The sequence below is a fragment of the Pseudomonas sp. LAIL14HWK12:I10 genome, assembly GCF_900184205.1.
Taxonomy (GTDB): Bacteria; Pseudomonadota; Gammaproteobacteria; order Pseudomonadales; family Pseudomonadaceae; genus Aquipseudomonas; species Aquipseudomonas kermanshahensis.
In genome coordinates, this window is record NZ_FXWU01000001.1 from 88,436 (window position 1) to 112,517 (window position 24,082).

Below are 24,082 nucleotides of genomic sequence, written 5' to 3' on the forward strand. Positions count from 1 at the left end.
GGTAGAGGCTTGATTATCTACCACCCGGCCAGGCAGGCCGGCCTTATTCGGCCGGTTTCTTCAGCTTCGGATTGGGGAAGAACTGCACGGTCTGCACCTTCGCCGGCGCCGGCTTGGGCGCCAGGTGGTTGACCCGCGTGCCGAGCTCCGAAGGCACCGACAGCCCTTGTTCATTCAGGGTATCGGTGAAGCCGCAGGCCACGCATTCGCGGTGCGGCACGCCATCTTCGTTCCACATCATCAGCTTGTCGGGCTCGCTGCACGCCGGGCAGACCGCCCCGGCGATAAAGCGCTTCTTGGTCTTGTTCACAACTACCTCACTCATGCCGCCGCGTCCTCGCTCAGCCCGCAGTGGCGCAGCAATGCATCAATGGAAGGCTCACGGCCACGGAAGTCGACGAACAGCACCATCGGCTCACGCGAACCACCCCGCGCCAAGATCGCCTCGCGGAAGGCACGGCCGGTCTCGGCATTCAGCACGCCTTCTTCCTCAAAGCGCGAGAACGCATCAGCCGACAGCACTTCGGCCCACTTGTAGCTGTAGTAGCCTGCGGCATAACCGCCCGCGAAGATGTGCGCGAAGCTGTTGGGGAAGCGGTTGTACGCCGGTGGGCGCATCACTGTCACCTCGTCGCGCACGCCTTCGAGCACGTCCAGCACGCTGCGGCCATCGCCGTGGGTGGCGTGCAGCTCGAAGTCGAACAACGAGAATTCCAGCTGGCGCACCATCATCATGCCCGACTGGAAGTTTTTCGCCGCCAGCATCTTGTCCAGCAGGTCTTGGGGCAGGGCAGCGCCCGTTTCGTAATGGCCGGAGATCAGCGCCAGGCCTTCCGGCTCCCAGCACCAGTTCTCCATGAACTGGCTCGGCAACTCGACCGCGTCCCAGGCCACGCCATTGATGCCAGACACACCGGCATGTTCGATGCGGGTCAGCAGGTGGTGCAGGCCGTGGCCGAACTCGTGGAACAGGGTGGTGACTTCATCGTGGGTCAACAGCGCTGGCTTGCCGGGTGCGGCAGGGGTGAAGTTGCACACCAGGTTGGCCACCGGGCTCTGCAGCGCGCCTTCAACGGTGCGGCGACGGTCACGGGCGCCGTCCATCCACGCGCCACCGCGCTTGTTGGCGCGGGCATACAGGTCGAAGAAGAAGCGGCCGACGTGTTGGCCGTTTTCCTTGATTTCGAACAGACGTACATCCGGGTGCCAGCTGTCGAAGCCTTTGAGCTCGGCGATTTCGATGCCGTACAGGCGCTGAACGATGCTGAACAGGCCCGACAGCACCTTGTCGATCGGGAAGTAGGCACGCAGGGTTTCCTGCGACACGCTGTAGCGTTGCTCGCGCAGCTTCTCGCCAAAGTAACCGGCATCCCAGCTGGACAGCTGCGGGCAGCCCTGCTCGGCAGCGTAAGCCTTGAGCTGCTCCAGGTCCTGGGCAGCGAACGGCTTGGAGCGCTTGGCCAGGTCACGCAGGAAGCTCAGCACCTGGTCGCTGGACTCGGCCATCTTGGTGGCCAGGCTCAGCTCGGCATAGTTCGGGTAGCCCAGCAGCTTGGCCAGTTCCTGACGCAAGTCGAGGATTTCCTGCATCACCGGGCCATTGTCGAACTGGCCGGCATTAGGGCCTTGGTCCGAGGCGCGGGTGCAGTAGGCGGCATACAGCTCTTCGCGCAGGGCGCGGTCGCTGGCGTAGGTCATCACCGCGTAATAGCTGGGGAATTCCAGGGTGATCAGCCAGCCGTCGAGGTCTTTGGCCTGGGCTGCGGCCGCCATCTGTGCCTTGGCCGAATCGGTCAGGCCGTCCAGCACGGCTTCGTCGGTAACGTGCTTGGTCCAGGCCTGGGTGGCATCGAGCAACTGGTTGGAGAACCGGCTGCCCAGTTCGCTGAGCTTGCTCTGCACTTCGGCATAGCGCTGCTGCTTATCGGCCGGCAGGTCGATGCCCGACAGGCGGAAGTCGCGCAGGGCATGTTCGAGGATGGTCTTCTGCGCCACGTCGAAACTCGCCGCTTCCGGGCTGTTGACCAGCGCCTCGTAGGCTTCGAACAGCGCACGGTTCTGGCCCAGTTCGGTAGAGTAGGCGCTCAGCGCTGGCAGGCAAGACTCGTAGGCCTCGCGCAATTCCTTGCTGTTGCACACAGCATTGAGGTGGCTGACCGGGCTCCAGGCAGCGCCCAGGCGGTCATTCAGTTCGTCCATGGCCAGCACCAGGCCAGCCCAGGTAGGGTTCTTGCCCTGCTTTTCGAGGATATCGGCAATGGCTTTGCGGTTGTCGGCCAGGATCTCTTCGATCGCCGGCAGCACGTGTTCGGCGCGGATCGCCGAGAAGGGCGGCAGATCGTAGGGCTGCAGAAGCGGGTTGGTCGCACTCACGGTTTGGATACCTTGGCAGAAGAAACACTGGACCATCTTAATTACAATCGACGCCGACCGCAGCAGGCAGCCTGCCTATCGGCACAGATGAGAGACCCTATCATGGCCATTCGAAGCTTCCAGCAACACACTCCGAAAGTTGCACCACGGGCCTTCGTCGACCGCTCGGCGGTGGTGTTGGGCGACGTGGAGATTGGCGAAGACAGCTCGGTCTGGCCATTGACTGTAGTACGCGGCGACATGCACCGCATCCGCATCGGCGCACGCACCAGCGTGCAGGACGGCAGCGTGCTGCACATCACCCATGCCGGCCCTTTCAACCCGGATGGCTTCCCGCTGATCATCGGCGATGAAGTGACCATCGGTCATAAGGTGATGCTGCATGGCTGTACCCTGGGCAACCGGATCCTGGTCGGCATGGGCAGCACCATCATGGACGGCGCCATCGTCGAGGACGAGGTGATCATCGGCGCCGGCAGCCTGGTACCGCCCGGCAAGCGCCTGGAGAGCGGCTTCCTGTATGTGGGCAGCCCGGTAAAACAGGCCCGGCCGCTGACCGACAAAGAACGCGCGTTTTTCCCGTACAGCGCCAGCAATTACGTCAAGCTCAAGGACCAGCACCTGGCCGAAGGCTACGACCAACCAGAATGACTTGAGTGGAATCGCTTACATGCACCAGCAGAACATCCTCTTCGACCTTGATGGCACCCTGACCGACCCACGGTTGGGCATCACCCGCTCCATCCAGTACGCCTTGGCCAAACTGGGCATCGATGAACCCGACCTGGCCCGCCTCGAACACTTCATCGGCCCGCCCTTGCTGCAGGCATTCATGCAGTTCTATGGCTTTGACGAAGCCAAGGCGTGGGAGGCGGTCAATTTTTATCGCGAGCGTTTCCGCGTCACTGGCCTGTACGAAAACCAGGTGTTCGAGGGCGTACCGGAGCTGCTCGAGGCCCTCAATGGCCAAGGGCGCACACTGTATGTGGCCACGTCCAAGCCTTGGGAATTCGCCCGCGAGATTGCTCGACACTTTGCGTTCGACCATCACTTCAAGGTGATTTATGGCAGTGAGCTGGACGGCACCCGTACCAACAAGGTCGAGTTGATTCGCCACTTGCTCGACGAGGAAGGGCTGGACCCGGCGCAAACGCTGATGATCGGCGATCGCAAGCACGACCTGATCGGGGCCCGCAGCAATGGGCTGCAGGCGGTGGCGGTGGGGTATGGGTTTGGTAGCAGGGAAGAGTTGATGGCCGAAGAACCTGCCTACCACTTTGCTACCTTGGCCGAGATGCATCAGGCATTTCTCCAGGCTTGATCGCCATAGGGGCTGCTTTGCAGCCCATCGCGACGCAAGGCCGCTCCCACATTGAGGGGGTACGCAGGGCATTTGTGGGAGCGGGCTTGCCCCGCGAATGGGCCGCAAAGCGGCCCCAAAATCTCACCGGCTAACCATCAACCGTTGCAACGCTGCCTTCCGCTCTTCAATCGGCAATTGTCCCAACTGCTCGACCCGCTCATAAAACCGCCCCCAATCCCCACCAACCTCACCAAACACCGCCGCAAACGCCGGCACCCACTGGTCATACAGCCCAAACGGCAGCAGCTTGGCATTGCTCATCGGCCCATACATCCAGGCGTCATAACGCGTGTCGCCCGCCCACTGGCTATCACGCACGGCTCGGTACTCGCGCCGCAACCGCTCGAACTCCGCCTGCTTCGCCACACGCTTGTGCGCGTCATCCAGCGGCTCGGCATACATCACCTGGAGCCGTTCACGGCTGGCCAGCACCAGCCGAATGAACTGGTCACGCTGCTGCGACTGATCATCCTCGATCGCTGCAAGCCCACGCGCTGCGCGCCATTGCCGCGATCCCTCCTGCTCGACGAAGGTGGCAAACGATTCGTTGAACGCCGTGTCGTCCTGCACATAAAAGCGCTGATGGGCCAGCTCATGGAAAATCAACGACGCCAACCGCTCATCCCCCCAGCCAACCATCGACGACAACAACGGGTCGTCGAACCAGCCCAGGGTCGAATACGCCTCGACGCCGCCCACATACACATCCATACCCGCCTGGCGCATCAACGCCGCCGCGCCACGCGCCGCCCCCTGGCGGTAATAGCCGCGATAGGCCACGCAGCCGGCAATCGGGAAGCAATGCGTCACCGGCTGCAACGACAGTTCAGGCGTGGCGAATACATTCCATACCACGTAGGGGCGCCCCAGGTCGGCATATACCCGGTAGCTGCGGTTGTCTGGCAGTTTCAGCTGCTGGCTGGCGAATACACGGGCCTGTTCGGCATGCTGCAGCCGCGCACGTAACTGCGGGCTGCTGGCCGGGTCTGCCAGCACCTTTTCCACCGGCTGACGCGCGCGCAGTAGCTGCCATTGGCCCTCTGCTAACTGGCCGTAATAGCCGACGCTGCTGCAACCGTTCAGCAGAACGGCCGCCAACACGGGAACAAAACGGGTGAAAAGGCGGTCGAGTGGCCCAGGGCCTGAGCGCTGAAAAAGAAAAAGTCGAAGCATCTGGGACTGTCTGACTCGCTCATGGCCAATTCGCTCCAAGACTATCTCGCCAGGGGGGAGTTTCGCCATGCGTCCATTGTTTGCCGCCAGCACACTCATGCTGTTGTCTGCGTGCTCAACCCTGCCGGACCCCGATCCGAACCAGGCCTGGGTCGACCTCACGCCCGTGGACGAGACGTCGCTGCACGCCGTGCAGGTGGACGAACGCGACTGGGCTGACACACGCTATTTCGAAGTTGCCCCCGGCAGCCACGAACTGACCGTGCGCTACCAGTTCCCGGTCACCCCGAGCAATATCGGCCCGGTCAACGAGCCGCTGTGGCGCGATTGCCAGCTCAACCTCACCTTCAAGGACTTCAGCGCTGGCCAGCGCTACCAGCTGCAGGCGGGCAGCATTGGCTTCCGCCCCTGGATCAAACTTTACGACCACCAGCAAAAACTGGTGGGCCAAGGCCTGCCAGCGGGCTGTCAGCGCACCTGAACCTCGCAAACGGCGCTATGCTTGTAACGTGTGAATCGCAAGTGGGAGTTTTGCCATGCGCCAGCCCATGATGCTGATCGCCCTCAGTGCACTGGGGGCTTGCGCCAGCCCCTTGCCGCCCGTCGACCCCAAACAGGCCTGGGTCGAGCTTTCCACCATCACCCCCGGCAGGGTCCTCATGGCCGACCGCCTCGACGGTCAGCGGCTGGAGGATGGCCGATACTTCCAGGTAACGCCTGGCAAGCACGAGCTGGTGGTGCGTTTCGATTATGAGATTTACGGCGGGGGCATCATGTCCCAGCCGAGGGACCGTACCTGTTATCTGACGGTGCGCTATGACAGTTTCAAAGCCGGCGAACGCTATCGCCTGGAGGCCCGGGCGCCCGTGATGGAGCCGCAGGTGCTGCTGTACGACGCCAGCCGCAAGGTGCTTGTGAACGAGCCCAGCAACGTGTTTTGCATTCCGTGACGTTGGGGGCGCTTTGCGCCCCTTTCGCGGCGCAAGGCCGCTCCCACAGTCAGTCATGTACCTGTAAGAGCGGCCTTGCGTCTCGGGCCGCAAAGCGGCCCCAGCATTCAGACGCTACCGGTCGTTCTTCTGGTAGATGATCTTCTTGGTGCCACCTTCGCAGCTACCCACGACCATGTTCGGGTCCTTGACCTCGCTGTTGGGCACGATTTCCAGGGTGTAGGACGGTACGCCCTGGGCCTGGATCTTGGCCTCGATCTCGGCTTTCAATTCTTCGCACGGCTTCACTGCCGCCAGCGTAGAGGTGGCAAGCAGGGAGGCCAACACGGCGATTGCTACGCGGATCATGGAACGGCTCCTGAAAGGGCAGTCGTGCTGCCATTGCTGGTTAGACTACAGCAAACCGCCCTCGTTGCGCCGCCTAGCCCACCAGCGAGGCATCCAGGCTGATGGTGGCATTGAGCACCTTCGACACCGGGCAACCGGCCTTGGCCTTGTTGGCGATCTCAAGGAACTGCGCCTCGCTGGCGCCCGGCACCTTGGCCTTCAGAATCAGGTGCACGGCAGTGATGGCAAAGCCGTCGGCCTGCTTGTCCAGCGTCACCTCGGCAATGGTATCGATGCGGTCTGCGGTCAGCCCCGCTTCACCCAGCATCATCGACAGCGCCATCGAGAAGCAACCGGCATGGGCAGCGCCGATCAGCTCTTCCGGGTTGGTGCCCGGCGAGCCTTCGAAACGGGTATTGAAGCCGTACGGGTTCTGCTTGAGCGCGCCGCTTTCAGTGGAAAGCAAGCCTTTGCCGTCCTTCAGGCCGCCTTGCCAGATCGCCGATGCTGTCTTTTTCATGATGCCTCCTGGTCGTTACGTTTACATATCTTGGGGTGACATGCTTAAGGGTTCAGAGGTCGGCTACCTACGGCAAGTTCAGATCAATCTGACCGCAAGCATTGAATCCACCGAATGTGCCCATACAGAGTTCAAAAGGCCTCTGGCCAACCACGTTCAAGGAGGCTCCGATGACGCAGCTGCGTGACCTGAAAATTTCCACCCTCGACCTCGTGCCCGTGCGCGCCGATGGCGGGCCGGCGCAGTCGCTGCGTAACTCGCTGGACCTTGCACAGCACGCGGAACGCTTCGGCTACAACCGCTTCTGGGTGGCCGAGCACCACAACATGGACGGCATTGCCAGTTCCGCGACCTCGGTGTTGCTCGGCTACCTGGCGGGCGGTACCTCGACCATTCGTGTCGGTTCCGGTGGCGTGATGCTGCCCAACCACGCGCCGCTGGTGATCGCCGAACAGTTCGGCACCTTGGCCAGCCTGTACCCAGGCCGCATCGACCTGGGCCTGGGCCGCGCCCCAGGCTCCGACCAGATGACCGCCCGGGCCCTGCGCCGCGAGCGCTCCGGCAGCGCGGACGACTTCCCCGATGACGTCGAAGAGCTGTCGCGCTACCTCGGCCCACGCACCGATGATCAAAAAGTGATCGCCGTGCCAGGGCATGACACCGAGGTGCCAATGTGGCTGCTCGGCTCAAGCCTGTTCAGTGCGCAGTTGGCCGGCATGCGCGGTATGCCCTATGCGTTCGCCTCGCATTTTGCGCCGCGCTACATGCACGAAGCGATTCGCGTCTATCGCAACCATTTCAAACCCTCCACCACGCTGGACAAGCCTTATGTGATGCTCGGTATTCCGATGGTGGTGGCCGACACCGACGAGCAGGCCGAATACCTGGCCACGTCGGTGTACCAGCGCATTCTTGCCCTGATTCGCGGGCAGAGCCTGATGCAGCGTCCGCCCGTGCCAAGCATGGATGGGCTGTGGCTACCCCACGAGCGCGATGCGGTGATGAGCTTCCTCGGCCTGGCGATGATTGGCAGCCCGCAGAAGGTGCGGGCCAACGTCGAGGTGCTGCTGGAACAGACCGGCGCGGATGAGCTGATCTTTACCTGCGACTTGTATGAGCATGCGGACCGGGTCAGGTCCTATGAACTGATGGCAGAGGCCTTGAAGGCCTCGTAGCCCGCCTCGCGGGTGACCCCGCGAAGAGGCCGTCACTCAACCACGCCGGTAGACAATTTCCTTGGTACCGGCTTCACAGCTGCCAATCACCTTGCCCGCTGCATCGCCTTTCTTGACGATCTCCAGCGTGTAGCCATGCACGCCTTTGGCATCCAGCTTGGCGGCAAGCTCTGCCTTCAGTTCTTCACACGGCTTGCCCGCCGCCAGCGCACCACCCGCCAGTGCCATCAGGCCCGCCGCCAGAATCAGTTTCTTCATCGATCGCTTTCCTTGTACAGATGAAAATCAAAGAGGGCGCCGGCAACGGCGCCCCCTCTCTATTACCCCATCTTGCCGGCGCCAGCTAGCCCGGTACTGCTTCAGCTATTGGCAATCCGAAACCCGACCTTGAGCGTGACCTGGAAGTGCGCCGCCTTGTTGTCATGGATATGACCCCGGGTGTCGATCACTTCGAACCATTCCAGGTGCTTGATGCTCTTGCCCGCTTCGGCCAGGGCATTGTTGATCGCGTCCTCGATGCTGGTGGGCGACGACCCAACCAGTTCGATCTTCTTGTACGTGTGATGATCGGACATGTGCACTCTCCTTGGATGACGGTGAAATTGAGCCTAGCAGCGCAGGCCTGGTTTACCTGCGAGCCGTCGCCAGGGATGAAAGTTCGATCGCACTTTCACCGCGCGGTGCAGTCGCAATCCTTACAGCCCATCCCCGAAGGAGAGTCAACATGCACCGCAACTCGCTGCGTAAAACATCCCTGGAAAGCATGGAAGCCGAGATCGAAAGCCTTCTGAAATCGCTGGAAAACCTCAAACACGATGCCTCGGAGGAATCCCAGAAGTCGGTGAAGGCAATCCGCAGCAACGCCGAGAGCGCACTCAAACATTCGCGCAGCCTGCTGAGCGACGCCTACGAGGAAGTGAAGACCCGCACTCGCCAAACCGGCATCGCCACCCGTGACTACGCCCAGGAGCACCCCATCACCACCGCCGGGGTAGCCGTGGGTGCCTTGGGCCTGCTGGCGGCATGGCTGCTGTACAAGCGCAACTAAGCGATCTGCAGCCGCAATTCCTGGCGCAGCCATTGCGCCAGTTGCTCGGCGCGCCCATCCGCGGCGCGCCGTGGCACCCACAGCGCCAGCGCGGCGTGCGTGGGTGAAAAGCCCCAAGGGGCCGCCAACCGCCCAGCCCGCAGATCATCCGCCACCAACTGCTGCGGTGCGATCGCGACCCCCAGCCCGGCCACTGCGGCCTCCAGCAAGTAGTACAGGTGTTCGAAGGCCTGGCCGAACGGCAATGCGCCCGGCTCGAGCCCGTGCTGCGCCGCCCACGCAGGCCACGCCTGCGGGCGTGAGGTGGTGTGCAGCAGCGACTCGCCCAGCAAAGCCCGGGGCGCCGCGCCGCGCAAACGCTCGAAGCCGGCGAAGTGGGGGCTGAGCACAGGCCCGATGCGTTCTTCGGCCAACACGTGCACCTGCATGTCTGCCGGCCATGGTGGCTCGGCAAACACCAGCAAGGCATCCAGGCCTGGGCGCCGCGGGTCCAGGTCGCCTTCCCCGGCAGACAGGTGCAGGCGCAGCTCCGGCAGGTCGGCCTTGAGCCGCCCGAGCCTGGGGATGAACCACCGCGCCAGCAGGCTGCCGGAACAGCCAAGGACGAACGGCGCCTCGCTTTTATCCCGGCTCAACTCGGCACACACACCCCGCAACCTGTCGAATGCCTCGCCACTGGCATCGCGCAGGCGCATGCCGGCATCTGTGAGTTTGATGCCACGCCCATCCTTCACGAACAGGGCAATGCCCAAGTGCTCTTCAAGCACTTTGATCTGCCGGCTGACCGCGCCGTGCGTCACATGCAGCGCTTCGGCCGCCTGGCTGACGCTGTTAAGCCGGGCAGTCGCCTCGAAGGCCCTAAGGGCATTGAGCGGGGGAAGGTCCTGGGCCATTGTCTTGTGAGTTTTCCTGACAGGTTTGCGCAATCTTATCGGTTTTCAGACGGGCGTTGCGTGGTTAGAGTAAAGCCCATCACTCATTCATTACGCCTTGGAGCGCCCCATGACCCAGACTCAATACCGCCCTGGCCCAGACGCCAACGGCCTGTTCGGCTCGTTCGGCGGCCGCTACGTGGCAGAAACCCTGATGCCACTGGTACTGGACCTGGCCCGCGAATACGAAGCCGCCAAGGCCGACCCGAAGTTCCTCGAAGAGCTGGCGTACTTCCAGCGCGACTACATCGGCCGCCCGAACCCGCTGTACTTCGCCGAGCGCCTGACCGAGCACTGTGGCGGGGCAAAAATCTTCTTCAAGCGTGAAGAGCTCAACCACACCGGTGCGCACAAGGTGAACAACTGCATCGGCCAGGTGCTGCTGGCCAAGCGCATGGGCAAAAAACGCCTGATCGCCGAAACCGGTGCCGGCATGCACGGCGTGGCCACCGCCACCGTCGCCGCTCGCTTCGGCCTGCCTTGTGTCATCTACATGGGCGCCACCGACATCGAGCGCCAGCAGGCCAACGTGTTCCGCATGAAGCTGCTGGGCGCCGAAATCGTACCGGTCACCGCCGGTACCGGCACCCTGAAAGACGCCATGAACGAGGCCCTGCGCGACTGGGTCACCAACGTCGAAGACACCTTCTACCTGATCGGCACCGTCGCCGGCCCGCACCCGTACCCGGCCATGGTCCGCGACTTCCAGTCGATCATCGGCAAGGAAACCCGTGCCCAGTTGCAAGAGAAGGAAGGGCGCCTGCCCGACAGCCTGGTGGCCTGCGTCGGTGGCGGCTCCAACGCCATGGGCCTGTTCCACGAATTCCTTGAAGAGCCAAGCGTGCAGATCATCGGCGTCGAAGCCGGCGGCCACGGCGTGCACACCGACAAACACGCGGCCAGCCTGAACGGCGGCGTACCCGGCGTGCTGCACGGTAACCGCACCTACCTGCTGCAGGACGCTGACGGCCAGATCACCGACGCCCACTCGATTTCCGCCGGCCTCGACTACCCAGGCATCGGCCCGGAGCACGCTTACCTGCATGAAGTGAAGCGCGTCGAGTACGTCAGCATCACCGACGACGAAGCGCTCGATGCGTTCCACGCCACCTGCCGCCTGGAAGGCATCATCCCGGCCCTGGAAAGCTCCCACGCCCTGGCCGAGGCGATCAAGCGCGCACCGAACCTGCCCAAGGACCACCTGATGGTCGTGTGCCTGTCCGGGCGCGGCGACAAAGACATGCAAACCGTGATGAACCACATGGCCGCCCAGGAGAAACAGGCATGAGCCGTCTTGAACAACGCTTCGCCGAACTCAAGGCCGAAGGCCGTTCGGCACTGGTCACCTTCGTTACCGCGGGCGACCCAGGCTATGACGCTTCGCTGCGGATCCTCAAGGGCCTGCCAGAAGCCGGCGCCGACGTGATCGAGCTGGGCATGCCGTTCACCGACCCGATGGCCGATGGCGTGGCCATTCAGCTAGCGACCCTGCGTGCACTGGAAGCCGGCCAGACCTTGGCCAAGACCCTGCAGATGGTTCGTGAATTCCGCGTGGGCAACCAGGCCACGCCGATCGTGCTGATGGGTTACTACAACCCGATCCATCGCTTTGGCGTGGAAAAGTTCGTGGCAGAAGCCAAGGAAGCCGGCGTCGATGGCCTGATCATCGTCGACCTGCCGCCCGAGCATGATGCCGAGCTGGCCTCCCCGGCCCAGGCTTCGGGCATCGACTTCATCCGCCTGACCACCCCGACCACCGACGACGCACGCCTGCCGCGTGTGCTGGAGCGCAGCTCCGGGTTCGTCTATTACGTGTCCGTCGCCGGTGTGACCGGCGCGGGCTCGGCAACCACCGAGCACGTGACCGAAGCCATTGCCCGCCTGCGTCGGCATACCGACCTGCCGATCAGCGTTGGTTTCGGCATTCGTACCCCGGAGCAGGCTGCGAACATCGCCCGCCTCGCCGATGGTGTGGTGGTGGGGTCGGCGCTGGTCGACAAGATCGCTCATGCCAAGGATGCCGATCAGGCCGTCAATGATGTGCTGAGCCTGTGCTCGGCGTTGGCTGAAGGCGTACGCGGCGCCCGCCGCTAAACCGCGTCGCCTGCTTCGCGGGCAAGCCCGCTCCCACAGTGACCGCGCCGCTCTTGAAGGCTGTGCAGCACCTGTGGGAGCGGGCTTGCCCGCGAAGAGGCCAGCACAGGCTATAAAGGCCTAACCGCCAAAAATCGACAGCTTCAGCGGCCGCACAGCCCCCATCCAGATCGCATGATCCCGGTGATCCGCCAGCTCATCCCCGGTCAGCGGATGCAGAAACACCACCAACCCTTTCCGATACAGCGCCAGCCACGGCAACACCACCCCCACCACTTCAGGCCCGAACGCCAGCTGGCAACTCCAGTCCGGATGCGGCCCCACGGGTTGCTGGTGCATGCGCCCCATGGTCACGGGGAACAGCCGCGCCGCCTCCTCGCACAGTTCTCGCGCCTGCTCGAGGGTCGATGCGTCGTAGTACACGTGGGCGTGATAGCCCTTGATCCTTTGCACGATAACTCCTGATTGCGGTCAAACCATCACCCCCTGCAAAGGAAGTGATGCAGTGAAAAACGCCGAAACCCCAGTATTCAAGCTGGTCCTGTTCGGGGCCGAGTCCAGCCTTGGCAGTGCGCTGATTACCGAACTGCTGTCACGCCAGCACGAAGTGACCGCCGTGGTCGATGACCTCAACCGCCATACGCCACGCCCTGGCCTGCATTTCAAGATAGGCGGGCTGACGAGTGCCGACCAGGCGGAGCAGGGTGCCGCAGGCGGCTCGGCGGTAGTTGCCTTGGTGTCAGCCTTGGCACCCGGTGACCTGCCTGCGCAATGGCAGATGAGCGAGGCGCTGGTGGCCGGGCTTGCGCGTACGACTATACGCCGGCTGTTGCTGGTGGGCGATTTCGATGTGCTGGACAGGCCAGGCGATTACACCGATGAAGCGCGTGAAGGCGTGGACCAGGTTGTCGATGGGTTGCAGCGCAGCGCGTTGCACTGGACCCTGATCAATGCACCCCAGACGTTGGTCGACCTGGAGAGGGTAGCGGCGGGGATGGCCGATATGCTGGACCTAGGGTTGCATCGGGGCGAGCATTTGAACTTCGTGGTCTAGATTTTGGGGCCGCTTCGCAGCCCATCGCAGGCAAGCCAGCTCCTACAGGGGGACCGCGCACTTCTGTAGGAGCTGGCTTGCCTGCGATGGGCTGCACAGCAGCCCCAAAATCTCACCCCTCACGCTCATCCTCCAGCCAATCGACAAACCGCTGAATCAGCGCCCCACGCCGCTTGCGCGGTGGCAAAACCGCGTAATACCCGCGTTCCGAGCGCAAACTGCCCTCCAAAGGCCGACACAGCAGCCCCTGTTCAACCAACCCATCGACCAGGTGCCCCCAGCCAATCGCTACCCCTTGCCCGGCAATCGCCGCCTGGATCAACAAGGTGTAATTATCAAAACGCAACTGCCCCGGTGGCGGTGGGCTGTCTACGCCAAACCCACGAAACACACCCGCCCAATCAAACCAACGGCTGGCCTGCTCACCGCGCAGGTGAAGCAACGGCAAACGCTGCAAAGCCACGGCTGACAAGGGTTTGCCATGAGTCAGGCGGGGGCTGCAGACGGGGAATACCTCCTCATCGAACAACCACCGGCTCTCGCCTTGATGAAAACGCCCATCACCAAACAGCACCGCCACATCGATATCCGGCCGCAGCATCGCCTGGCTGCGCTCACCCGTTACCAGGCTCACATCCACCTGTGGATAAGCTTCATGAAAGCGTTGCAACCGGGGCATCAGCCAGAACGCGGCAAAGGCGAAGTCGGTCGCCACCTGAAGCACCTCGCGCTGGCCTCGCCCGCTGGCCAGGGCAAGCCCATCGTCCATGGCCTGCAGCCCTTGGTGCACCTGTTCGAACAGCAACTGGCCGGCCTCGGTCAGCGCAATGCCCCGGTAGATCCGGTCGAACAGCCGGGTACCCAGCTGGGCTTCCAGGCGCTTCACCTGCTGGCTCACGGCGGGCTGCGTGGTCCCCAGCTCAAGCGCTGCGGCCGTAAAGCCGCGCAACCGCGCTGCGGCCTCGAACACACGCAGGGTATCGAGCGACAGCTCGCCAAGGCGCTCAAACATAAGCTCAGCTAATCCCAGTCATTGCCCGCCATGGGCTTTACCCATGTTATCCACAGTCGCATCTTGGTAGGCAAGCGGTTCGCATAACCTTCAACGATGGAAGCCAACCATGACGCGCCCGAATATCCTGTTCATCATGGCCGACCAGATGGCCGCGCCCCTGCTGCCGATCTACGCCCCTTCGCCCATCCAGATGCCAAACCTCGCCCGCCTCGCCGACCAGGCGGTGGTGTTCGACTCGGCGTACTGCAACAGCCCGCTGTGCGCACCGTCGCGCTTCACCCTGGTCAGCGGCCAGTTGCCCAGCCGTATTGGCGCTTACGATAACGCCGCTGACTTCCCCGCCGATGTGCCCACCTACGCCCATTACCTGCGCCGTCTCGGCTACCGCACTGCGCTGTCGGGCAAGATGCACTTCTGCGGCCCAGACCAGTTGCACGGCTACGAAGAACGCCTGACCAGCGATATCTACCCCGCCGATTACGGCTGGGCCGTGAACTGGGACGCCCCGGACGCGCGCCCGAGCTGGTACCACAACATGTCGTCGGTGCTGCAGGCCGGCCCATGCGTGCGCACCAACCAGCTGGATTTCGACGAGGAGGTGGTGTTCAAAGCCCGCCAGTACCTCTACGACCATGTGCGCGAAAACGATGGCCGGCCGTTTTGCCTGACCGTGTCGATGACTCACCCCCACGATCCGTACACCATTCCCAAGCGCTACTGGGATCGCTACGAAGGTGTGGATATCCCAATGCCCAGCGCCGAGTTTGACCAGCGCGAGCAAGACCCGCACTCGCAGCGCCTGCTCAAGGTCTACGACCTGTGGAACAAGCCCCTGCCTGTGGACAAGATCCGCGATGCCCGCCGCGCCTACTTTGGCGCCTGCAGCTACATCGACGACAACATTGGCCAGTTGCTGCAAACCCTTGAGGAATGCGGCTTGGCGGAGGACACGTTGATCGTGTTCTCCGGCGACCACGGCGACATGCTTGGCGAGCGCGGCCTTTGGTACAAGATGCATTGGTTCGAAATGTCGGCGCGCGTGCCACTGCTGATCCACGCCCCCAAACGCTTTGCCGCCGCGCGCGTGAGTGCGTCGGTCTCCACCTGCGACCTGCTGCCGACCTTGGTCGAACTGGCCGGCGGTGCCGTGGACACGTCCCTGCACCTGGACGGCCGCTCGCTGCTGGGCCACCTGCAAGGGCAGGGTGGCCACGACGAGGTCATTGGCGAATACATGGCCGAAGGCACGGTCGGCCCGCTGATGATGATCCGCCGTGGCCGGTACAAGTTCGTGTACAGCGAAGACGACCCATGGCTACTCTATGACCTGAGCCGCGACCCGCACGAGCGGGAGAACCTCGCCAGCAGCCCCGACCATCAGGCGCTGCTGCAGGCATTTGCCGATGAAGCCCGGCAGCGTTGGGACATCCCCACCCTGCGCCAACAGGTCCTGGCCAGCCAGCGCCGCCGCCGCCTGGTGGCCGAAGCCCTGGCCATCGGCAAGCTGAAAAGCTGGGACCACCAACCGTTGGTGGACGCCAGCCAACAGTACATGCGCAACCACATCGATCTCGACGACCTCGAGCGCAAGGCCCGTTATCCACAGCCCGCCCCTCTGGATTGAGAAGAGAGTTCGCCATGCAAAAAATCTCCGCCGCCGTGCTTGCCCTGGCCCTCGGCCTGGGCGCTGCCACGGCTCACGCCGAAGACGCGCAATGCAGCACCGTGAAGATGGCCGACCCCGGCTGGAGCGATATCGCCACCACCAACGCCATCGCCCGCCTGCTCCTGGAAAGCCTCGGCTACCAGGTAAAGATCGACAGCCTGGCCGTGCCGATCATCTATGGCGGCCTCAAGGACGGGCGCGTCGATGCCTTCCTCGGCAACTGGATGCCGGCGCACCAGGGGTTTCATGACAAGTTCATCGCCAATGGTGATGTACAGCAATTGTCACGCAACCTTGAAGGCACCGAGTTCACCCTCGCGGTGCCCGACTATGTGTGGAACGCCGGGGTCAAAGACTTCGCCGACCTGCAAAAGCACGCTGATCAGTTCGACAAGAAACTGTATGGGATCGGCTCTGGCGCGCCTGCCAACCTGTCGCTGAAAGAAATCATCGACCAGAACCAGTTCGACCTCGGCCAGTGGAAGCTGGTGGAGTCGAGTGAGCAGGCGATGCTCGCGCAAGTGGACCGCGCCGTGAAGAAGCAGCAATTCATCACCTTCCTCGGCTGGACACCGCACCCGATGAACGTGAAGCTGAAGATGCACTACCTCACCGGTGGGGAAAAGTGGTTTGGCAGCAAGGGCCAGGTCTACACCCTGACCCGCAAAGGTTATGCACAGGCATGCCCGAATACAGCGAAGCTGCTGGGCAACCTGACATTTACCCTGGACATGGAAAACAGCATCATGGCCGAGGTTGTGGATAAGAAAGTGAGCTTCGATGAAGCAGCCAAGGCTTGGGTGAAGGCGCATCCCGAAGTACTGGAAGGGTGGTTGGCTGGGGTCAGCACCAAGTCCGGTGGCGATGCCAAAGAGGCCGTCACAAGCAAACTGTAATCTCGATAATCACACTCATCCTGTGGGAGCGGGTTCACCCGCGAATGCTCTAGTGAAGCCACCGACGCATTCGCGGGTAAACCCGCTCCCACAGGGGGCCGGTACAACACTCGGGAAACTGAAATACTTATGCACCGCCTCATCCAGCTGCTGCCTTTCCTTGCCTGGCTCCCCCGCCAATCGGGCCGCAGCCTGCGCCAGGACCTGCTGGTCGGCCTGAGCGGCGCCATCCTTGCCCTGCCGCAATCCATCGCCTACGCCCTGATCGCCGGCCTGCCCGCGGAATACGGCCTGTTCGCCGCCATCGTTCCGGTGCTCATTGCCTGCTTGTGGGGGTCTTCCTGGCACCTGATCTGCGGCCCGACCGCAGCCATCTCGATCGTCCTCTACGCCAGCGTCAGCCCCCTGGCGGTACCGGGCAGCGCCGACTACATCACGCTGGTCCTGCTGCTGACATTACTCGCCGGCATCTTCCAGCTCTTGCTCGGCCTGCTGCGCTTCGGCGCACTGGTCAATTTCGTCTCCCACTCGGTGGTGCTCGGCTTCACCCTGGGCGCCGCCATCGTCATCGCCCTCGGCCAGTTACCCAACCTGTTGGGCATGGACTTGCCAAGCCAGGCCACGGCGTTGAAAACCGTGCAAGACCTGGCCAGCCACGCCGGGGAGGTCGACCTGCCGTCGCTGATACTGGGGCTGACCACGGTGCTGATCGGCATGGCCTTCAAGCTCTGGCGGCCCCGCTGGCCGAGCCTGTTGATAAGCCTGGTCGTGGTCAGTTTGCTGGCCTGGTCACTGCCTGGCTTTTTTGGCCATGTGCTGCGGGTACCTGCCTTCACTGGCCAATTGCCCCCGTTGAGCCCACTGCCGCTACTGGACGTGGAGCTGATGCTGCGGCTGCTGCCGACCGCGGTGGCGGTGGGCATGCTCGGCCTGGTCACCAGCCTGTCGATCGCCCGGTCGCTGTCTGCGCGCTCTGAACAGCTGATCAATGCCGACCAGGAGATCCGCGCCCAGGGCCTGTCGAACATCGTCGGCGCGTTCTTCTCCGGTTACCTGTCATCAGGCTCTTTCACCCGTTCGGGCTTAAGTTATGACGCCGGCGCCCGCTCACCGCTGGCCGGGGTGTTCTCGGCCCTGTGGGTCGCGCTGTTTGCCGTCGCAGGGGCAGGGCTGATCGCCCACCTGCCGATCCCGGCGATGGCGGGCAGCATCCTGCTGATCTGTTGGGGGTTGGTGGATCACCGTGGCATTCGGGCGCTGTTCCGGGTCAGCCGCTCGGAGTTCCTGGTCATGGCCCTGACCGCCGCCGCGACCTTGCTGCTGGAGCTACAGACCGCGATCTATGCCGGGGTGCTGGCTTCGCTGTTCTTTTACCTCAAACGCACCTCCCGGCCACGGGTGCAGCAGAGCCGCGAAGGGCAGGCCGACGTGCTGCGGGTGGGCGGGTCGATCTTCTTTGGCGCGGCGCATTACCTGCAGGTGCGCTTGCAGCGCTGCCAGGGGCCACATGTGGTGATCGATGCCCGGCAGGTGAATTTTATCGATTATTCGGGTGTGGATATGTTGCACAGGGAGGCACGGCGGTTGCGGCGGGCGGGGGGCAGTTTGATCTTGCAGCGGGCGCGGCCGCAGGTGGTCGAGGAATTGCAGAAGTTGGAAGGGGTGGATTTGTGTCCGATCAGGTTTGAGGATTGAGGCTGAAATCCTGGGGCTGCTTTGCAGCCCATCGCAGGCAAGCCAGCTCCTACAGGGATATCACAAGGCCCGAGGTTGGCGCTGTACTTGTAGGAGCTGGCTTGCCTGCGATGGGCCGCAAAGCGGCCCCAAAATCTCAAATTCAGCCCCGAGCCAATTGCCGACGAAGCTCAGCCAGCACCGGCGCCGTATCCGGCCTCACCCCACGCCAGATAAAGAACGCCTCCGCCGCCTGCTCAGCCAGCATCCCCAGCCCATCCAGCACCTTGGCCGCACCTAGGTTGGTAGCCCATTGGCAAAACGGCGTCGGCTCCTTGCCGTACATCATGTCGTAGCAAACCGTGCGCCCCGCCTCGACCAGGCTGTCGGCAATCGGCGGCATCTCGCCCGCCAGGCTCGCCGAGGTGGCGTTGATGATCACGTCCACCGGCTCCTGCAGCCAGCTGAACCCGCTGGCCACCACCGGCCCCAGCTCAGCGAACTCACGCGCCAGTTGCTCGGCCTTTTCAACCGTGCGGTTGGCGATCACCAGCGACTGCGGATCGTGCGCCAGAATCGGCTCCAGCACCCCACGCACCGCACCGCCCGCACCCAAAATGAGGATCCGCTTACCCGCCAGCTCGACCCCCGCATTCACCGTCAGGTCGCGCACAAGGCCAGCACCGTCAGTGTTGTCCCCCCGCAGCGAGCCATCCGCCAGCTTGCTCAGGGTATTCACCGCACCCGCCCGCTGGGCACGTGGGGTCAGGCTGTCGCACAGGCGGTAGGCTTCTTCCTTGAACGGCACCGTGACATTGCCACCACTGCCTTGCTTGAAGAAACCGCGGGCACAATCGCTGAACTCGTCCAGCGGCGCCAGTAGGGTGGCGTATTCCAGGTCCTGGCCGGTCTGCTCGGCGAACAGGCGGTGGATCAGCGGCGACTTGCTGTGGCCAATGGGGTTACCGAAAACGACGTACTGGTCCATGGGGGCTCCTCGGTTATCCACAGGTTTACTGGGCGAGCCAGTCGCGGTCTTGCAGGAAGTACTCGGTCAGGCGCGCTTCTTCGCTGCCAGGCGCGGCTTTCCAGTCGTAGCCCCAGCGGACCTGCGGCGGCAGCGACATGAGGATCGACTCGGTACGCCCACCCGATTGCAGGCCGAACAAGGTGCCACGGTCGTAGACCAGGTTGAACTCCACGTAGCGACCGCGACGGTACTCTTGGAACTCGCGCTGCTCGGCGGTATAGGGCGTGTCCTTGCGGCGTTGGACGATCGGCAGGTAGGCCTCGACAAAGGCATCGCCAATGGCACGGATGAAAGCAAAGCAGGTGTCGAAGTCCCACTCGTTCAGGTCGTCGAAGAACAGCCCGCCAATGCCGCGTGGTTCGCCACGGTGCTTGAGGTGGAAGTAGCGGTCGCACCAGGCTTTGTAGCGCGGGTACACGTCAGCGCCGAATGGCGCGCAGGCCTGCTCGGCCACACGGTGCCAGTGGATGCAGTCTTCTTCGTTGCCGTAGTACGGGGTCAGGTCGAAACCGCCGCCGAACCACCACACCGCCTCTTCGCCTTCTTTTTCGGCGATGAAGAAGCGCACATTGGCGTGGGACGTCGGCACGTGCGGGTTGTGCGGGTGGATCACCAGCGACACCCCCAGGGCCTCGAAACCACGGCCCGCCAGCTCGGGGCGGTGGGCGCTGGCCGACGGTGGCAGGCCGGCACCGAACACGTGGGAGAAGTTGACCCCACCTTTCTCGATCACCTTGCCCTCACCGATCACCCGCGTGCGGCCCCCGCCACCGGCTTCACGCGTCCAGGCGTCCTCGACAAAGCGGGCGCCGCCGTCCTCACGTTCAAGGGCGGAGCAGATGCGGTCTTGCAGGTCGAGCAGGTAGGCTTTCACGGCCTCGGTGCGGCTGGTCATCGGGTCACCTGGAGCGGGCAGAGAAGAATTCGCCGCGTAGCATACCACCGGCGGCTGACGCGCCGCAGTTGACGGCGATCAAGCAAAGGCGTCCGATAGAGGGCTGTTACCAATCCCGACAACAGGAGTGCGAGATGGCCAAGCGTATCCAGTTCAGCCAGCATGGCGGCCCGGAAGTTCTGCAGCTTGTAGAGTTCGACCCCGCCCCACCTGGGCCACAGCAGGTCCGCGTGCGTAACCAGGCGATTGGCCTGAACTTCATCGACACCTATTTCCGCAGCGGCTTGTACGCACCGCCATCCTTGCCCTCCGGGCTCGGCACCGAGGCCGCTGGTGTGGTGGAAGCCGTGGGTGAGGGCGTCACCCGCCTGAAAGTCGGCGATCGGGTAGCCCATGCCGGCGGCCCGCTGGGTGCCTACAGCGAAGTGCATACGCTGCCCGAGGCCAACCTGGTCAAGCTGCCGGACAACATCAGCTTCGAACAGGCAGCGGCGGTGATGCTCAAAGGCCTGACCGTGCAGTACCTGCTCAAGCAGACTTATGCGGTGCAACCGGGCGACGTGATCCTGTTCCATGCCGCTGCCGGTGGCGTGGGTTCGCTGGCCTGCCAATGGGCCAAAGCGCTGGGGGCCAAGCTGATCGGTACCGTCAGCTCCGCTGAGAAGGCCGCGCGGGCCAAGGCGCTGGGGGCGTGGGAAACCATCGACTACAGCCATGAAGATGTGGCCAAGCGCGTCCTGGAGCTGACAGACGGCAAGAAATGCCCAGTGGTGTACGACGGCGTCGGCGCCGATACCTGGCTGACCTCGCTGGACTGCCTGCAGCCACGCGGGTTGATGGTGCGCTTTGGCAATGCTTCGGGCGCGGTGAGCGGGGTGAACCTGGGGATTCTGGCGCAGAAGGGCTCGCTGTATGTCACCCGGCCGACCCTGGCGAGTTATGCCAACAATGCCGAGAACACCCAGGCCATGGCCGATGACCTGTTTGCGATGATTGCGAGTGGGAAGCTGGTTGTGGATATCCAGCAGCGGTATCCGCTGAGTGAGGCGGCCAAGGCGCAGGCGGAGCTGTCGGCGCGACGGACTGTGGGGTCGACTGTTTTGTTGCCTTGATTTAGGCACGGGATCGCATCAGGGCGGCCAGGTGCTTGGCTGGGTTGTTGTGGTGTTGCGTAGATCGAGCGCCGCCCGCGCGGCGCTTCGCAGCACAAGGCTGCTCCTACATCGGTTTCGGGCCAGTAACGCCTGTCCCAGCGCGCGCGACCGCCTTGTTTGTTCCACACGATATCGAGGTGGATGCCACAGGGGCCGCGCGCCTGTGTCTCAGGATTGATTGGCCCGAAACAAATGTAGGAGCAGCCTTGTGCTGCGAAGCGCCGCGCGGGCGGCGCTCGATTTCACAGGCGCTAGAACCCTCAAGGCAGGCACCTGTCAGCCCTCACACTTTCTTCTGCGGCTGTGGGGTCGACTCGATGCCATCGAGTATCGCCTCCACCACACCCTCTGCCATTTCAATCGCATGCAGGTTCGACCAGAACATGCCACGGCCTTCTTCACGCATATAGTCCAGGGCTTTGTAGCCAGTTTCATAGGCGCTGCGCAGGTATAGGGCGACGTGGACCAAAGCGTCTTCAGCGGAAATGTTCGGGTTTACGGTGAAGAGTGGATCATGACCGGCATCGCAACGGCCGAAGGGTCGAGTTGAGGTGCTGGGTAGGGGTGGATCGGGGACTATTTTCTTGACCATTGGAAAATGCTCCACAATGCCGCCGCCAATCACTACCACGTGAATTGGGTGGCGGCTGTACGCGAGGTGGTAGACCCGGGCATTTTCCAAACCAGGCAGGCTCGAAAGCCTCCCGCGCACAGCCGCCATAGACTGTCATGGAAAAGATGCATCCGGGCTACCACACCCGATCGCCAAGTTGTTCGGCGACGGTCTGAAGCCTAGAGACAGGACTTCCCACTGAGAAGGTGATGGTATTCGTTACGAGATGTAGGAGTTTTCCCAAACTGAATGCCGGACAGCCATTTGGATAAAGATCAGAGAAATTCCAGGCGACTCGATCAATTGTAGGAGCGGGCTTGCCCCGCGAACCAGGGCGAAGCCCTGGCCATACACACTGGCCGCCTGGGCTGGCCTCTTCGCGGGGCAAGCCCGCTCCCACAAGGAGGGGTATCGGCGCTTGGCAATTTAGCCCGGCCGAACGACTTCGCCCGTCGCCAGGTTGCGAATCACACTTGGGTTCTTCCGCCCGCCCAACGCCCCGCCCAGTACCAGGTCCAGCTGGCCATGGAAGTACTGCTCCACCCGCAATCGGCTCTTCGCCGCCGGGCGACCGCCGGGGTTGCACGAGGTGGAAATCAGCGGCCCGACCAGCGCGCACAGCTCACGCACCTGCGGGTGGTCACTGACCCGCAGCGCCACCGTGTCGTGCTGGCCGGTCACCCACTCCGGCAACAGGTCCTGGTGCGGCACCAGCCAGGTGTTCGGGCCAGGCCAGGTGCTGCCCATGCGGTCAATCCAGTCCTCGGGGAAATCTTCGAACAAAAAGTCGAACTGGCGGATATTGTCGGCGATCAGGATCAACCCTTTATCCACAGGCCGCGACTTGAGCGCCAGCAGGCGATACACCGCGTCCTCGTTCCACGGGTCACAGCCCAGGCCCCAGACCGCTTCCGTCGGGTAGGCGATAACCGCGCCCGCCCGGATCTCACGTGCGGCTTGTTGCACACGAAAACTGCTCACCATTGCTGTCTCTCCGCCTATATACCTTGCTTGTGAGCAGTGTACTTAGCCAACGCGGGCAAACCAACGCCCGGCTTCATTGCTGACCCGCCCTTCAAGCTCCAGTTCGGTGAGCTGCGCCATCACCTGGGCCAACGTCAGTTCGCTGCAGTGGGCCAGGCTCTCGGTAGTCTGTGGCGCGGCATGCAGCAAGGCGAGCAGGGGGTGATCACGTTGTTCAACAATGGCCGGGGGCAAGTTCTGCCAGCCCTGCAGGCTTTCCAGAATCTGTTCCACGCTCTCCACTAGCAGCGCACCGTCGCGAATCAGCTGGTGGCAGCCTTTGGCACCTGGGTGGTGGATGGAGCCTGGAATGGCGTACACCTCGCGGCCCTGCTCAGCCGCCAAGCGCGCCGTGATCAGCGAGCCACTGGCCAGGCTCGCCTCCACAACCAATACGCCCAGCGACAAGCCACTGATGATGCGATTACGCCGCGGAAAGTTGCCCGGCAGCGGGCCGGCATCCAGCGGGTACTCGGAAACCAGCGCGCTGCCGCTGTCGATCATCGCTTGGGCAAGCTCGCGATGGCGCTGTGGATAAAGTTTTTGCAGCCCCGTCCCGAGCACCCCAATTGTGCCGCCCCCGGCCTGCAACGCTGCCCGATGAGCGGCACCATCGATACCCAGTGCCAGGCCGCTGGTAATGGTAAAACCCGTCTGCGCCAAGTAGCGGGAAAATGCTCGGGCAGTGTCGAGCGCGGGCGGTGAAGCACGCCTGCTGCCCACAATTGCCAACTGTGGCCTTTCCAGTAATGCAGGGTCGCCAGCGACGAAAAGCAACGGCGGCGGGTCGTCGGTTTCGGCCAGCAGAGCAGGGTAGCCAGGGCTGTCCCACATCAGTAAATGCTGGCCCGGGCGCTCTAACCAGGCCATTGCAGCCAGTGCACCATCACGCACTTCGGCGCTTCTTCGGGCTTCGATGCTGGCTTGCGGAATGCCCAGTGCGCGCCAGGCTGCGGCCGGCGCACTCAGCGCCGAAGAAGCGCTGCCAAAAGCTTTCAGCAGGCTGTGAAAGCGGCGTAACCCTGTGTCCGGCAGGCGGTGCAGGCGCAACCTCGCCTCCAGTTCGGCAGGCGCACAAGGCGACGAATGGTGGGTCAACATGAGGAT

General features: G+C 63.2%; 28 protein-coding genes. 13 read left to right on the forward strand and 15 right to left on the reverse strand.

Annotation, left to right across the window (positions count from 1 at the left end; genetic code table 11):
- Positions 1 to 43: 43 nt before the first annotated feature.
- Both QOS90_RS00430 and prlC read right to left on the reverse strand, forming a co-directional pair.
- Entirely contained in the window at positions 44 to 325 is a 282-nt protein-coding gene (locus QOS90_RS00430) for a YheV family putative zinc ribbon protein (RefSeq protein WP_027592019.1), read from the reverse strand.
- Positions 322 to 2,373 (reverse strand): oligopeptidase A, encoded by a 2,052-nt coding sequence (gene prlC / locus QOS90_RS00435; RefSeq protein WP_238209848.1) that lies wholly within the window; start codon positions 2,371 to 2,373, stop codon positions 322 to 324. The genes QOS90_RS00430 and prlC overlap by 4 nt, the downstream gene beginning before the upstream one ends.
- A 102-nt stretch (positions 2,374 to 2,475) precedes the next feature.
- Between prlC and QOS90_RS00440 the strand changes: the two genes are divergently transcribed.
- Positions 2,476 to 3,024: a gamma carbonic anhydrase family protein gene (locus QOS90_RS00440; protein WP_027592021.1), complete on the forward strand. Its 549-nt coding sequence runs from the start codon at positions 2,476 to 2,478 to the stop codon at positions 3,022 to 3,024.
- Positions 3,025 to 3,043: 19 nt separating this feature from the next.
- Positions 3,044 to 3,694, forward strand: a complete 651-nt coding sequence (locus QOS90_RS00445; protein ID WP_085272116.1) for an HAD family hydrolase — start codon at positions 3,044 to 3,046, stop codon at positions 3,692 to 3,694.
- A 123-nt stretch (positions 3,695 to 3,817) separates the two neighbouring features.
- Here the strand turns inward: QOS90_RS00445 and QOS90_RS00450 are convergent, their stop codons facing one another.
- Positions 3,818 to 4,909, reverse strand: a complete 1,092-nt coding sequence (locus QOS90_RS00450; protein WP_085272117.1) for an aminopeptidase — start codon at positions 4,907 to 4,909, stop codon at positions 3,818 to 3,820.
- 67 nt (positions 4,910 to 4,976) lie between these two features.
- On the opposite strand from QOS90_RS00450, the gene QOS90_RS00455 reads away from it, so the two are divergent.
- A complete protein-coding gene (locus QOS90_RS00455) occupies positions 4,977 to 5,390 on the forward strand; it encodes a PA0061/PA0062 family lipoprotein (RefSeq protein ID WP_027592024.1) in 414 nt (137 codons plus the stop codon).
- Positions 5,391 to 5,445: 55 nt separating this feature from the next.
- Complete coding sequence (locus tag QOS90_RS00460; RefSeq protein ID WP_085272118.1) at positions 5,446 to 5,859, forward strand: PA0061/PA0062 family lipoprotein; 414 nt, start codon at positions 5,446 to 5,448, stop codon at positions 5,857 to 5,859.
- Between the two features lie 114 nt (positions 5,860 to 5,973).
- Here QOS90_RS00460 and QOS90_RS00465 read toward each other — a convergent pair whose 3' ends face one another.
- On the reverse strand, positions 5,974 to 6,207 hold the full coding sequence (locus QOS90_RS00465; protein ID WP_027592026.1) for a DUF1161 domain-containing protein: 234 nt from the start codon (positions 6,205 to 6,207) through the stop codon (positions 5,974 to 5,976).
- A gap of 73 nt (positions 6,208 to 6,280) precedes the next feature.
- Positions 6,281 to 6,706 (reverse strand): OsmC family protein, encoded by a 426-nt coding sequence (locus QOS90_RS00470; RefSeq protein WP_027592027.1) that lies wholly within the window; start codon positions 6,704 to 6,706, stop codon positions 6,281 to 6,283.
- Positions 6,707 to 6,876: 170 nt separating this feature from the next.
- On the opposite strand from QOS90_RS00470, the gene QOS90_RS00475 reads away from it, so the two are divergent.
- Positions 6,877 to 7,881 (forward strand): LLM class flavin-dependent oxidoreductase, encoded by a 1,005-nt coding sequence (locus tag QOS90_RS00475; RefSeq protein ID WP_085272119.1) that lies wholly within the window; start codon positions 6,877 to 6,879, stop codon positions 7,879 to 7,881.
- A gap of 36 nt (positions 7,882 to 7,917) precedes the next feature.
- On the opposite strand, the gene QOS90_RS00480 is transcribed toward QOS90_RS00475, so the two are convergent.
- Together QOS90_RS00480 and QOS90_RS00485 are read right to left on the reverse strand one after the other, a co-directional pair.
- Positions 7,918 to 8,139: a DUF1161 domain-containing protein gene (locus QOS90_RS00480; RefSeq protein WP_085272120.1), complete on the reverse strand. Its 222-nt coding sequence runs from the start codon at positions 8,137 to 8,139 to the stop codon at positions 7,918 to 7,920.
- A gap of 101 nt (positions 8,140 to 8,240) precedes the next feature.
- Positions 8,241 to 8,456 (reverse strand): dodecin, encoded by a 216-nt coding sequence (locus QOS90_RS00485; protein ID WP_027592030.1) that lies wholly within the window; start codon positions 8,454 to 8,456, stop codon positions 8,241 to 8,243.
- 149 nt (positions 8,457 to 8,605) lie between these two features.
- Here QOS90_RS00485 and QOS90_RS00490 point away from each other — a divergent pair, with 149 nt between their 5' ends.
- Complete coding sequence (locus tag QOS90_RS00490) at positions 8,606 to 8,929, forward strand: ElaB/YgaM/YqjD family protein (RefSeq protein ID WP_027592031.1); 324 nt, start codon at positions 8,606 to 8,608, stop codon at positions 8,927 to 8,929.
- Here the strand turns inward: QOS90_RS00490 and QOS90_RS00495 are convergent.
- Positions 8,926 to 9,822 carry a LysR family transcriptional regulator gene (locus QOS90_RS00495; RefSeq protein WP_085272121.1) on the reverse strand — a complete coding sequence of 299 codons (897 nt, stop codon included), beginning with the start codon at positions 9,820 to 9,822 and terminating at the stop codon, positions 8,926 to 8,928. The two genes, QOS90_RS00490 and QOS90_RS00495, sit on opposite strands and share 4 nt — an antisense overlap.
- 109 nt (positions 9,823 to 9,931) lie before the next feature.
- On the opposite strand from QOS90_RS00495, the gene trpB reads away from it, so the two are divergent.
- Together trpB and trpA are read left to right on the forward strand one after the other, a co-directional pair.
- A complete protein-coding gene (trpB, locus tag QOS90_RS00500) occupies positions 9,932 to 11,149 on the forward strand; it encodes a tryptophan synthase subunit beta (protein ID WP_027592033.1) in 1,218 nt (405 codons plus the stop codon).
- Positions 11,146 to 11,955, forward strand: coding sequence for a tryptophan synthase subunit alpha (gene trpA / locus QOS90_RS00505; RefSeq protein WP_027592034.1), 810 nt, complete (start codon positions 11,146 to 11,148; stop codon positions 11,953 to 11,955). The genes trpB and trpA overlap by 4 nt, the downstream gene beginning before the upstream one ends.
- 120 nt (positions 11,956 to 12,075) lie before the next feature.
- On the opposite strand, the gene QOS90_RS00510 is transcribed toward trpA, so the two are convergent.
- Positions 12,076 to 12,408 (reverse strand): DOPA 4,5-dioxygenase family protein, encoded by a 333-nt coding sequence (locus QOS90_RS00510; protein WP_027592035.1) that lies wholly within the window; start codon positions 12,406 to 12,408, stop codon positions 12,076 to 12,078.
- Positions 12,409 to 12,460: 52 nt separating this feature from the next.
- On the opposite strand from QOS90_RS00510, the gene QOS90_RS00515 reads away from it, so the two are divergent.
- Complete coding sequence (locus QOS90_RS00515) at positions 12,461 to 13,009, forward strand: NAD(P)H-binding protein (RefSeq protein ID WP_085272122.1); 549 nt, start codon at positions 12,461 to 12,463, stop codon at positions 13,007 to 13,009.
- A 112-nt stretch (positions 13,010 to 13,121) separates the two neighbouring features.
- Here the strand turns inward: QOS90_RS00515 and QOS90_RS00520 are convergent, their stop codons facing one another.
- Positions 13,122 to 14,021, reverse strand: a complete 900-nt coding sequence (locus tag QOS90_RS00520; protein WP_027592037.1) for a choline sulfate utilization transcriptional regulator — start codon at positions 14,019 to 14,021, stop codon at positions 13,122 to 13,124.
- A gap of 109 nt (positions 14,022 to 14,130) precedes the next feature.
- On the opposite strand from QOS90_RS00520, the gene betC reads away from it, so the two are divergent.
- The 3 genes from betC to QOS90_RS00535 all read left to right on the forward strand — a co-directional run bounded on the left by betC (position 14,131) and on the right by QOS90_RS00535 (position 18,281).
- Complete coding sequence (gene betC / locus QOS90_RS00525) at positions 14,131 to 15,648, forward strand: choline-sulfatase (protein WP_085272123.1); 1,518 nt, start codon at positions 14,131 to 14,133, stop codon at positions 15,646 to 15,648.
- Between the two features lie 14 nt (positions 15,649 to 15,662).
- Positions 15,663 to 16,586: a choline ABC transporter substrate-binding protein gene (gene choX / locus QOS90_RS00530; protein WP_085272124.1), complete on the forward strand. Its 924-nt coding sequence runs from the start codon at positions 15,663 to 15,665 to the stop codon at positions 16,584 to 16,586.
- A gap of 129 nt (positions 16,587 to 16,715) precedes the next feature.
- Positions 16,716 to 18,281, forward strand: a complete 1,566-nt coding sequence (locus QOS90_RS00535; RefSeq protein WP_085272125.1) for a SulP family inorganic anion transporter — start codon at positions 16,716 to 16,718, stop codon at positions 18,279 to 18,281.
- A 142-nt stretch (positions 18,282 to 18,423) separates the two neighbouring features.
- Here QOS90_RS00535 and aroE read toward each other — a convergent pair whose 3' ends face one another.
- Positions 18,424 to 19,248 carry a shikimate dehydrogenase gene (gene aroE, locus QOS90_RS00540; RefSeq protein ID WP_027592041.1) on the reverse strand — a complete coding sequence of 275 codons (825 nt, stop codon included), beginning with the start codon at positions 19,246 to 19,248 and terminating at the stop codon, positions 18,424 to 18,426.
- 25 nt (positions 19,249 to 19,273) lie between these two features.
- Positions 19,274 to 20,185: an oxygen-dependent coproporphyrinogen oxidase gene (gene hemF, locus QOS90_RS00545; RefSeq protein WP_027592042.1), complete on the reverse strand. Its 912-nt coding sequence runs from the start codon at positions 20,183 to 20,185 to the stop codon at positions 19,274 to 19,276.
- Between the two features lie 134 nt (positions 20,186 to 20,319).
- On the opposite strand from hemF, the gene QOS90_RS00550 reads away from it, so the two are divergent.
- Positions 20,320 to 21,297: an NADPH:quinone reductase gene (locus QOS90_RS00550; protein ID WP_085272126.1), complete on the forward strand. Its 978-nt coding sequence runs from the start codon at positions 20,320 to 20,322 to the stop codon at positions 21,295 to 21,297.
- Positions 21,298 to 21,622: 325 nt separating this feature from the next.
- Here QOS90_RS00550 and QOS90_RS00555 read toward each other — a convergent pair whose 3' ends face one another.
- The 3 genes from QOS90_RS00555 to dprA all read right to left on the reverse strand — a co-directional run bounded on the left by QOS90_RS00555 (position 21,623) and on the right by dprA (position 24,076).
- Positions 21,623 to 21,931, reverse strand: a complete 309-nt coding sequence (locus tag QOS90_RS00555; RefSeq protein WP_027592044.1) for a hypothetical protein — start codon at positions 21,929 to 21,931, stop codon at positions 21,623 to 21,625.
- Between the two features lie 447 nt (positions 21,932 to 22,378).
- Positions 22,379 to 22,936, reverse strand: a complete 558-nt coding sequence (gene tsaC / locus QOS90_RS00560) for an L-threonylcarbamoyladenylate synthase type 1 TsaC (protein ID WP_027592045.1) — start codon at positions 22,934 to 22,936, stop codon at positions 22,379 to 22,381.
- A gap of 42 nt (positions 22,937 to 22,978) precedes the next feature.
- A complete protein-coding gene (gene dprA, locus QOS90_RS00565; RefSeq protein ID WP_085272127.1) occupies positions 22,979 to 24,076 on the reverse strand; it encodes a DNA-processing protein DprA in 1,098 nt (365 codons plus the stop codon).
- Between the last annotated feature and the right edge of the window lie 6 nt (positions 24,077 to 24,082).